General features: G+C 40.9%; 8 protein-coding genes, 2 pseudogenes and 1 riboswitch. Of the genes and pseudogenes, 1 reads left to right on the forward strand and 9 read right to left on the reverse strand.

Annotated elements, in window-relative coordinates:
• Positions 1 to 23: 23 nt before the first annotated feature.
• Positions 24 to 923 (reverse strand): annotated as a pseudogene (locus ADA01nite_RS20850) (aminotransferase-like domain-containing protein); the annotation flags it as partial.
• Between ADA01nite_RS20850 and ADA01nite_RS22760 the strand changes: the two are divergent.
• Positions 912 to 1,205 (forward strand): annotated as a pseudogene (locus ADA01nite_RS22760) (proline dehydrogenase family protein); the annotation flags it as partial. The pseudogenes ADA01nite_RS20850 and ADA01nite_RS22760 overlap by 12 nt on opposite strands.
• A 138-nt stretch (positions 1,206 to 1,343) precedes the next feature.
• Here ADA01nite_RS22760 and ADA01nite_RS20855 read toward each other — a convergent pair.
• From ADA01nite_RS20855 to ADA01nite_RS20880, 8 genes are all read right to left on the reverse strand, one after another.
• The gene (locus ADA01nite_RS20855) at positions 1,344 to 2,537 is read right to left on the reverse strand and encodes an LLM class flavin-dependent oxidoreductase (RefSeq protein WP_146812361.1); all 1,194 of its coding nucleotides are present in this window, start codon (positions 2,535 to 2,537) and stop codon (positions 1,344 to 1,346) included.
• Between the two features lie 31 nt (positions 2,538 to 2,568).
• Positions 2,569 to 3,588, reverse strand: coding sequence for an ABC transporter substrate-binding protein (locus tag ADA01nite_RS20860; RefSeq protein ID WP_146812362.1), 1,020 nt, complete (start codon positions 3,586 to 3,588; stop codon positions 2,569 to 2,571).
• 27 nt (positions 3,589 to 3,615) lie between these two features.
• On the reverse strand, positions 3,616 to 4,407 hold the full coding sequence (locus ADA01nite_RS20865; RefSeq protein WP_146812363.1) for an ABC transporter ATP-binding protein: 792 nt from the start codon (positions 4,405 to 4,407) through the stop codon (positions 3,616 to 3,618).
• Positions 4,408 to 4,425: 18 nt separating this feature from the next.
• Positions 4,426 to 5,262 carry an ABC transporter permease gene (locus tag ADA01nite_RS20870; RefSeq protein WP_146812364.1) on the reverse strand — a complete coding sequence of 279 codons (837 nt, stop codon included), beginning with the start codon at positions 5,260 to 5,262 and terminating at the stop codon, positions 4,426 to 4,428.
• 344 nt (positions 5,263 to 5,606) lie between these two features.
• Entirely contained in the window at positions 5,607 to 6,194 is a 588-nt protein-coding gene (locus ADA01nite_RS20875; RefSeq protein WP_146812365.1) for a GNAT family N-acetyltransferase, read from the reverse strand.
• Positions 6,195 to 6,214: 20 nt separating this feature from the next.
• Positions 6,215 to 6,391 carry a hypothetical protein gene (locus ADA01nite_RS22340; protein WP_170230408.1) on the reverse strand — a complete coding sequence of 59 codons (177 nt, stop codon included), beginning with the start codon at positions 6,389 to 6,391 and terminating at the stop codon, positions 6,215 to 6,217.
• A 139-nt stretch (positions 6,392 to 6,530) separates the two neighbouring features.
• Positions 6,531 to 6,735: riboswitch (cobalamin riboswitch) on the reverse strand.
• Positions 6,707 to 6,997, reverse strand: a complete 291-nt coding sequence (locus ADA01nite_RS22345) for a hypothetical protein (protein WP_170230409.1) — start codon at positions 6,995 to 6,997, stop codon at positions 6,707 to 6,709. (Overlaps the previous riboswitch by 29 nt.)
• Positions 6,997 to 7,647, reverse strand: a complete 651-nt coding sequence (locus tag ADA01nite_RS20880; protein WP_146812366.1) for a TnsA endonuclease N-terminal domain-containing protein — start codon at positions 7,645 to 7,647, stop codon at positions 6,997 to 6,999. The genes ADA01nite_RS22345 and ADA01nite_RS20880 overlap by 1 nt, the downstream gene beginning before the upstream one ends.
• Between the last annotated feature and the right edge of the window lie 330 nt (positions 7,648 to 7,977).

A 7,977-nucleotide genomic window follows, 5' to 3' on the forward strand; every position in this document is an offset into this window, starting at 1 on the left:
ATAGACTATGTTTTTGCAAAGGACTAAACACATATCGTGAGTCTGCGTATTCCTTCTTTAATTTCATCGGGTGATAAATTACTATATCCCAGTATAATTTTGTTTCTGTGTCTCCCCTTGTTTATAGCGTGCTTTTCAACGGGATAGACACGAAGATGAGATTCCTCTAATTTGTGCAGCATTGAATCAGAAAATTGAACATTGTCAAATGCCGCAACCAGATGCAATCCGGTGGAATCCCCAAAAATTTTTAACTTTTTTGGAAAAGAATCATTCAAGCAATGAATAAGGGTCTCACGACGTTTCCGATATACTCTTTTCATTTTTCTAATATGTTGTTCTAAATGTCCTTCCTTAATAAACATAGCCAGCGTTAATTGTTCCAGAGTTGGACTATGAAGGTCATGAAACCATTTGAGTTCCCGGCAACGGTGAATTAAATCCTGCGGCAAAATCAAATATCCGATTCGTAACGCCGGAGATAATATTTTGCTAAATGTCCCGATATAAATGACACGTTCTGGTTCCAATCCCTGTAACGAACTAACGGGAGGTCCTGCATAACGAAATTCACTATCATAGTCATCCTCCACAATATATGCCCCTGCTTCCCTCGCATAATGAATCAATTGGATTCTTCTTTGAATCGGCAACGTACCTCCGAGCGGAAACTGATGAGATGGTGTAACAAAAATAAACTTTGGGTTCTTATTCGAAGGTAACATATCCGTCATGATTCCGAATTCATCTACCGGAACTGGATAAAGGGATGCGCCTGGCTGTTGAAAAATAGTTTGGATTTCATGGGTAACGGGGTCCTCAATACATACTTCATCACCTTTAGTAAGAAGGAGTTTTGCCACAAGAGACAAAGCTTGAGTCGCACCTGATGTGATAACAAGTTGTTCTGGATAGCAGCGAATCACCCCATTTCAATCGCTACCCATGATGAAAAGTTGATTAATCAAATAAGCAAATTGGGTTATCTTAACAACCCCAATGTTGAAGTGGAAATGCTTTATGGCATTAGACCGGATTTAATAAAACAGTTAAAAGATGACGGCTATAAAACAAGGGTATACTTAACGTATGGAAAGGAATGGTACCTGTATTTATGCCATCGGATTGCCGAGTATCCACCAAATATTTATCTTGCTGTTGCAGATATGATTGACCCCCCTAGAACAGAAAATAATACGTATTAAGAAACCTTGAATAAAGGCAGGAACCCAACACTTGTCTGCACCTGCCTGTGTCAAAGAGAAATTCTTCATCTAAGGATGCAAGACAAAAAAATAACAACCACTGTAAAAACGCGAGTTTTCCACAGTGGTTGTTATAAGCTATACCCTGCCATTTAATGATACATTGACCCTTTCAGCTATTTTTTCCTGAAGCAACGGCAACAAGAGACGTCCTGTAATTGTGGCTTCTTCCAGATGCGGGTACCCCGATAAAATAAATGTAGAAATTCCGACATCGATATATTCCAAAAATCGTTCGGTCAGTTGCTCAGGTGTTCCTACGAGAAGCAAACTTCCGCCATCACGAACCAGGGACAATCCTGACCAGAGATTGGGACCGACCTTATAGTCTTTTTCTCTTGAAGCCGCCCGCAGTTGATTTTGCCGTTTCTGCCCTACCGCCTCAAATGTGGAGAATTTTTTGTCGGCTTTCTCTATTGTTGTCTGATCTATCTTGCTGATAATTTCCCAAGCCGCATCCCATGCTTCTTCTTCGGTTTCTCTTACCAGTACATGGACACGTAATCCATACCGCAACGGCCGGTCGATCCCCTTTTGCTGCTTCAATTCAGCACGGTATCCTTCCACTTCATCGATTTGCTCTTTAATCCATTCCACTGGCTCTGCCCACATCAGATACACATCTGCATGTTCAACCGCCACCCTTTTTCCGATGGCCGAGCTTCCCCCGAAATAAATGGGGGGATGCGGATGCTGAACAACTGCCGGATAACTAATCGCTCCTTCTAAATCGTAATATTTACCGCTGAAGTCAAGCTTATCTTCATCCTGGCTCTGCTGTTTGCCAATCGAAAATTCGGAATAGCCGGGCCCCTTTGATTTCTCCCATAGTCCTCTTACAATTTGTAGAAACTCATCCGTTCGTTCATATCTTTCATCATGTGCATCGTATAGAGGATCTCCCGTCTCTTTTAAGTCTTGAGCGGAATGTCCGGTGACAATATTAAACATTGCCCGGCCGCCGGATGCCACATCAAGCGACGCTCCCATTCGGGCAGCGATGACGGGAGCAATCAGTCCTGGCCGCATAGCGATTAAAGGACGGAGGCTTTTCGTATGAGAGGCTACGATTGTTCCGATAATCCATGAATCCACGCACGCTCTTCCAGTTGGAATTAGGGCGAAACGAAAACCGGCGTCTTCGGCAGCCTTCGCTACTTCAATTAAATACTCCATGGTTGGTTTGCGTTCCGGTTCTACTCCTACATACTTGCCATCTCCACGCACCGGAATAAACCAGCCGAATTCAATATCAGAATAATTTTGAGCCATTTTATTTTCCTCCTCCAGGCCATTTTTGATATTATTGAACACCGATGCTTTTCAAAAAGCTTGCATCGACTAAGTCGTCTACATTTACATCTTTCCGAATTACTTTACTTTCTTTTAAAGCGGCGGCCGTATCTTTGATAGATTGGACAGCTTCAGTCGTTAAACGTATATCATAGTTTATCCTCGGTGTGGATTTGACGAGAATTTCCCTGTCTGTTCCATATACTTTGGACAGGTATTCAATTGTTTTTTCCGGATTTTCCCTGCTCCATTTTTCCGCCTTATCTAACACTTTTAACACTCTTTTCACAATGTCCGGATGTTCTTTTGCAAAAGATTCGGAAACGATATAAAGACTATAGTTGTTTAAAAGGCCCGTTGCATCCGCTATCTGATGTCCAATTTGTTTGTGTTCGATCGTGGAAATCCAGGGTTCGTATGTAACGGCGGCATCAATATTCTTCTGTTCTATAGCAAGTTTGATATCGGCAGGCGCTAAATTAATCTGTTGAATATCCTTTGGAGACATTCCGTTTTCTTTCAAATACGCATAAAGCAGTCGATGACCTACAGAACCTACCGTCACTCCTATCTTTTTTCCTTTTAGTTCTTTAAATGATTTGATTTGTGAACCCGTTGGAATTACTAGCCCTATGCTCTTTGAACCCGATGAATAAACGCCGACAGCCTTGATATGAATATTGTTGGCTCTTGCCTGAATCGCCGGCTGATCACCCACCTGACCAAAATCCAGTCTTCCACCTGCGAATGCTTCGATAAGAGGCGGACCGGCTAAAAATTTCTCATACTCTATCTTGATTCCATCCTTCTTGAATTCTTCTTCTAGCCATCCCTGTTCTTTTGCTACTGCAAGCATAGAAGGAACGGTAGTATGTCCGAACCGAATCGTCGTTACCTTTTCCTTGCTTCCTTCCTGCTCTTTCGCTGCTGAACTTTGCAGATTGTCTGTAGCTGTCCCCTGGCTGCATCCAACAACAAGCATAGTTAGCAGCACAATTATACTCAACCAAACGGCGTGTATCTTTTTCATTTCAATCCCCCCAGCAATGATGTATGACTATATGCTATAAACAAATGGTTGATCTTGTTGTGTAAAAAATTCATGGTAAATCGATTTGCGTATTTGCATGAAATCATAGCTGCTGCGATCCCGGGGCCTCGGCAGATTGATCGGAACAATCTTTTTAATGGTTCCGGGACGACTTGACATCACAACCACTCTATCAGCCAAATAGATGGCTTCATCAATATCATGGGTAACCAGTATCATGGTGGTTTTTTCCTTTTCCCATATTCGGAGAACTTCCTGCTGCATATGAATCTTCGTTATAGCATCAAGCGCTCCGAAAGGTTCATCTAATAACAATACTTCCGGTTTATTTACCAGTGCTCTGGCAATGCTTGCTCTTTGCTGCATGCCACCGGAAAGTTGATGCGGATAGGCTTTGGAGAACTCGCTAAGCCCCACCAGTTCCATATGCTCTTCCACCAGTCTCTCCCTGTCTCGTACCGAAACTCCTTCCTGGACGCCGAAAGCTATATTCTTCTCTACAGTCAGCCAGGGGTAGAGGCGTGATTCTTGAAAAACCATGCCGCGGTCCACGCCTGGTCCACGAACCGGTTCATTCTTCATGGACACCCTGCCTTCATACTCCCGGTCCAATCCGGCAATAATTCGAAGCAACGTACTTTTTCCGCAACCGCTGGCCCCAACAATGCAAATGAATTCCCCCGGTTTTACCCTTACATTGATGTTGTGAAGAACATCCACCGTTCCGGTATCGAGCACAAAACTCTTATACACCTGTTCAATATCCAGAAATCCACTTGCGTCGACCGCGTACGTCATATCTTTTCTCTCCCCCTTTTATTTGAAATAATTTACATTCCACTTGATAACATGCGCCTGAATTTTTTTCAGTACGACATCAAGCAGCAGTCCGATAATACCAATGCATAAGACACCGGCAAGCATTACATCCGTTTGCGAAAGCTCCCTGGCGTACGAAATCATGTAGCCGATACCGGAGGAAGCGGCTATCAATTCGGCGCCTACTACACTTCTCCACGCCATATCCATTCCAAGACGCAAGCCCGTAAAAATGGAAGGAAACGCGGAAGGCAGAATGACCCTGAGTATAAGGGTTGTCTTCTTTTTTTCAAGAATTTGTGCCACTTCCAGATACTTCTGATCCGTATTCTTAATTCCGTCTACTACATTAATAAGCGTCGGCCAAAAACTGGCGATAATAATTAACGTTATTTTGGAAGCCTCATCGATTCCCATCCAGAGAATGAGAACAGGCACCCAGGCCATCATGGGAATGGGACGCAACAGGCCGGTAATCAGCGAAATCGCTTGCTCGAATTTTTTATTCAGTCCTGTGAGAATCCCAACAATAACTCCTAAAGAACCACCAATAACAAACCCCTGAATAATTCGTAGAAAGCTGGTGCCGACATGTACGAAAATTTCTCCTGTCAGCAGCAAATCCAGAAAGGTTGTTCCAATCACTGAAGGAGCCGGCAAAACGGTAGTGCTGATGAACCCGCGCACGCTGAGAAATTCCCAGAGCAGTAATAGAATCAAAGGTGTGCCAAATTTTATCATAAGGTTGCTATAGGAGCCTTTTTTATAAGAGAAAGGGAAAGCATACTTAATTTTTTTCAACTTCTCAGTGCTTCTCACATTTGTGGTAGACATGTTTCCCGCCCCCCTTTGTATTTTACGTGGATCAGTATTGTGAACTGGAAATTATCGTTCATCTGCCCAATTTTGCTTATCATTTCACCTCCATTAATCGCTGGCTACGCCCAAAGAAAAAAGACCTCCAAAAATATGCCTTTTTCAGATCAAATTTCTCATACTCTGAAAAATGCATAATTTTAGGGGTCTCTGGTGGTCCAGTCAACTCCAACTATTCCTATGTGATTTTTAACATTATACAACATTATTATGTCAACACCGTGTAACCCATGTTCAATGATGTCGGCCATTTCTTCAACAAATGGAATTTGCAATAACACATATGCGTATGAATCTTATAGTCACCATATCCGAGGGTTTAACGTGTAAAAAAACCGCTGCATATGTTCAGTTGAAAGGTTGCGTCCAATACGTGCCATAGAAAAATTGGCGGAATGCGCATGAACATCAGGCTCATCCGTATATACCTCTTCCATCCCTGCTGATATAAGTAACCGCTTTAGCATTCTCTTATACTCATATACACCCAGTTCACTATGATTCAAATCCCAGTGCCAGTAATATGCGAAAGCAAGCACAATTTGTTTTTCAATATCTTTGGCATCATGAAATAAACGCTGCAAAATTGCGCAGGCAATATGGCGGCGGCGATAGATAGAAGCTACCTCCAACGCTCCCATCACCCGAACATAAGACAGTGAAGACCAGCGCTCTTCCGGTTCTGGTGGCAAAAGTGTAACATATCCAACTACTTCCTCTTGATGAATAGCGATACAAATTTGTGTTTGGTCATCTGAAAGTATCCTTTGTAAACGCGAACGTTGTTTATCCGGTTCACCGAAACATGATAAATCCGAGTGAAATGGATACAATAGTTTTTGTGCTGAAAACAAAGAAAGCAATGTAATATCCCTACTTTTATTCAGCATAAGCATCTCTACTTTCATTTTTAATTTTTACAATCAATGGGATAGAGATAGTACGGGGGTAAATCATTAAGAAAGTGTTCTTCCACTTGATGATTTTCCCATAATACAATAAAAAAAAGTTCATGCATGCTAAGGATTTGTCCCTTCATACCATCAAATCGCTCTACCCGCATACCTTCCCTGAATAATTCGTACACAGTTTCATCCTCCTTTTGCACACAAAAAAGCATCTCTTCGTAAAGAAAAGATGCTCAAATAAGATGCTTGCTCCCTATACGATCAACGTAAAGTCAGGATACATCCATCTGTTGAACACCTCCCCATCCTCGTGGTTTTACAGTGCTGTTCTTCATGGCAGGTCTCCTGGCTTACGGATCTTTGCTTCTCTTTGCCTTCCCATTCCATCAGGATAGAACAGTGGCTTATGTAAGAGTCGCTCCTCGTTCACAGTGGCGGGACCGCGCCGGACTTTCACCGGTCTTCCCTTTTAAGCATGTAAAACAAACCAATTTTTACACGCACCATAAAGCAGGAATATGAAATTTAGTACAATAACAATATCTATCAAAGTTCTTGTGAGGCTGTTTTCTTATGGGGATCTTCTCTTTTCGAAGAGTGCCCTTTATGCGAAAAACTAATTTTCCTTTTTCCCAAAGGCTTTCTAACCCTTTTCTAGACCATGTTTCTATTTTTTTATAAGAGATATTTTCAACTACAACATCCCTTATGTCACTTTTGCGAACAATATATTCGACTTGATTAACCATGAAGTACGTTCCATGTTCAAATCCATATTTCCCCATCAGTATGTCACCTCACTTTTAGCAAGTGCAACCAAAGAATTCACCGATAGTTTTTCATTAACCAAATCTGTAATAATCTTATGGTGATAAATCAAAAAATAAAAGCAACGAAAAAAGGAACTTTCTTCAATTTCATTACATGCTTCCCTCAATTCTTGTATTGTACATATCCCCTGCTTAGCTAGATTCTTTAATATTTGAAGACATATTGATTTTGATATTAATACTTTCGGAATCTTTCTTATTTTACACAGATTATACTGCAAAAACCCTGGACGAATTTGTTCTTCTGTTACAACTTGAAAAGTCCATCCATGCTGCTCACAATATCGTTTCCCAACCTCAAACTTCACCCTATTTTCAGGTTTATTAATAAACTTCAAAGGCTTTACCTCCACTAGTCTAGCTCTATGATCCGTAGTAATGATTTTAAAGTCGGGATAATATTTGTAAATTTTACCTCTATAAGCATAGTCAATAACCAATGGTTGAGATTCATAGCAGATAACAGTAGGATCAAATTCCAAAAGACGAATATAATCTCGCTCCAGTAAACTTTTCCAATGAATCATCTGATCATTTTTTAAGCTTGATTGCTTTCCCCTAAAATGAATACTCTTACTTGGGTTTATTTTTCTAACTTTCTCCATACGATCCCTCTCTTAACATCATAATTATCCATTACGCCGAATTTTCATATTATTAATTAAAATTATTCCCAAATTAATTATCTGTTTATACTGTGCACCACTCCTCTACCGGCGGAAATAGCAGACTCAGTCGATGGGAGCAAAATATTTTCTCACAAAAAGCTTATACGACAGAAAATGGGTTAGCATGTTTAATGGGATAAACATGACTACACCATCCATTTGAAAAAGAAGTATAAAATATATAAAATAAACAAATGAACTTTAAAGGGGATGCTATAAAGAAGAAATAAAAAACTGAAATTGGAGGAAAAACAATGCTACTTAGGG

Origin of the sequence: Aneurinibacillus danicus (assembly GCF_007991215.1) — a bacterium.
Taxonomy (GTDB): domain Bacteria; phylum Bacillota; class Bacilli; order Aneurinibacillales; family Aneurinibacillaceae; genus Aneurinibacillus; species Aneurinibacillus danicus.